This window comes from bacterium (assembly GCA_024226335.1).
Classification (GTDB): domain Bacteria; phylum Myxococcota_A; class UBA9160; order SZUA-336; family SZUA-336; genus JAAELY01.
In genome coordinates this window covers 1-1,818 of record JAAELY010000465.1, presented here as the reverse complement: position 1 = coordinate 1,818, position 1,818 = coordinate 1, and the positions used below count along the sequence as shown (strand labels likewise).

The following is a 1,818-nucleotide window of genomic DNA, read 5'->3' as shown; positions in this document are numbered from 1 at the left end:
GCATTCGCCTATGTAAACCACAACCTGCCCCTGCCATCGTTCAGGGCCAGGGATCGGGCACGTAAGAAACTCGTCGAACTGATCACGGAGATCCTCGACCGACGCGAAGAGGAAGGAAGACGCTGCCGGGACCTCTTGCAGATCATGGACTCACTCATCGACGAGAACGGCGACAAGAGATACAGCCGCTCGGAGATCACCGGCATGATCATCGGAATGATGCTCGCCGGACATCACACCAGCCAGGGCGTCGCCTCCTGGGCCATGATCGAAATGTTGCGCCACCCGGACATCCTGTCCGACACCGTGGAAGAACTCGACGCGATCTACGCCGACGGACGCGAGATCAGCTTCCAGTCCTTGCGCGAGATACCGATCCTGGAAGGAGTGATCAAGGAGACGCTACGCGTGCATCCGCCGTTGATCGTCTTGATGCGCAAGGTCATGCGCGAATTCCGTTACAAGGATTTCAGCATCGAAGCGGGCGACCTCGTCGCCGTATCACCCGCCGTTTCGAACCGACTCGGCGACCACTTTCCCAATCCGGACGAATTCGACCCGGGTCGTTACGCCGAAGATCGCAGGGAGGATGCGCGCAATCCGTGGGCGTGGATTTCCTTCGGCGGAGGCCGACACAAATGCATCGGATCAGCTTTCGCGATGATGCAGTTGAAGGCCATCTTCAGCATCGTGATGAGACGATTTGATTTTGAACTCGCCCAGCCCAGCGAGAGCTACGTCGACAATCACTCCAAGATGGTCGTCCACCTGAAACAGCCCTGTCGCGTGCGTTACCAGAAGCGGAAGGCGAGTGCGATCAGCGCAGCCAGTACGCGCGCGCTCGAAACGCGCGAGCAGGAGGAGGCGGCGGCGCTGCCGTTCCGCGTGAAAGTCGACGTCGACCTGTGTCAAGGACACGGCGTGTGCACGGGAGAGGCGCCCGAGGTTTTCGAACTGGGCGAGGACGAGAGAGTCCGCGTGCTCGATGAAACTCCGCGAAGCACATTGCGGAAAAAGGCGGAACTCGCGCTCCGCTACTGTCCCAATCACGTCATCCAGATCGAAGATCTCTGAAACATCTTCGGCACGGGCACCCGACCGGCCTAGCGTCGGCGCCTCGTGAGCCCTCGCAACCGACCGGCCTCGAGCCAGCCAAAGGAGTCTCCACCCGAGGCCGCGAGTGCTTCGGCGACCGAGCGCCGACTCGAATCAAAACCGGATTCGGAATCGGAATCGGAATCGGAAAAGCGAAACAGGTGGCTCGAACAGGTGCAATCGGACGCACCGAAACCCGGCTGCGGAATCCTCGCACTCGAAACAGCCCGAACGGATGCCGCCCATTCGTGCTCGAGACGCTCGGGCGAGGTCGAGAACCAGGCGCAGACGAGCGACGTGCGGGGGCGCAGATAGTCGATGTGCCAGCGCTTCAGCTTGGTGCGCGCCGCGTGGCGCGAGAGCCGCGCGCGAAGCCCCCCGGGGCCGAACGCGCTACCCACATAGAGATAGGTACCGGGTTCGATGGACAGCCTGCCCAGCGAGCCCACGCTGACGGTTCCGCTCTGACGGCAGCGCAGCATCAGCGCGTAAGTACCCGGTGCATCGACCCGGCCAGTTCCGGTCCCGGCCGGCGGTAAAGGCCTGCGATCCTGATTCGTCCCTGTGGTCATCTCCCCGCCACCTCGAACTCCGCCGACTCGAACTGAATGCCATTGTGCATCAAGCGGGCGTATGGTCCAAAATGGCCTCGGGACTGCGAGAACCCGCTTTGCTTGCAATCGATCTCAGGAAGGAGTTCAGGTCATGGAACGCTATATGGTC

General features: G+C 61.5%; 2 protein-coding genes. One reads left to right on the top strand and one right to left on the bottom strand.

The annotated features are described in order from the left end of the window. Positions 1–1,074, top strand: a 1,074-nt coding sequence (locus GY725_22240) for a cytochrome P450 (protein MCP4006909.1), incomplete at its 5' end; no start/stop codon positions are given. A gap of 29 nt (positions 1,075–1,103) precedes the next feature. On the opposite strand, the gene GY725_22235 is transcribed toward GY725_22240, so the two are convergent. Then, positions 1,104–1,667, bottom strand: coding sequence for a GIY-YIG nuclease family protein (locus GY725_22235; protein MCP4006908.1), 564 nt, complete (start codon positions 1,665–1,667; stop codon positions 1,104–1,106). Positions 1,668–1,818: the final 151 nt, after the last annotated feature.

What these genes read in the sequence shown, in the direction of transcription:
- GY725_22235 (MCP4006908.1), bottom strand. Translation starts at nt 1,667, where the DNA reads ATGACCACAGGGACGAATCAGGATCGCAGGCCTTTACCGCCGGCCGGG.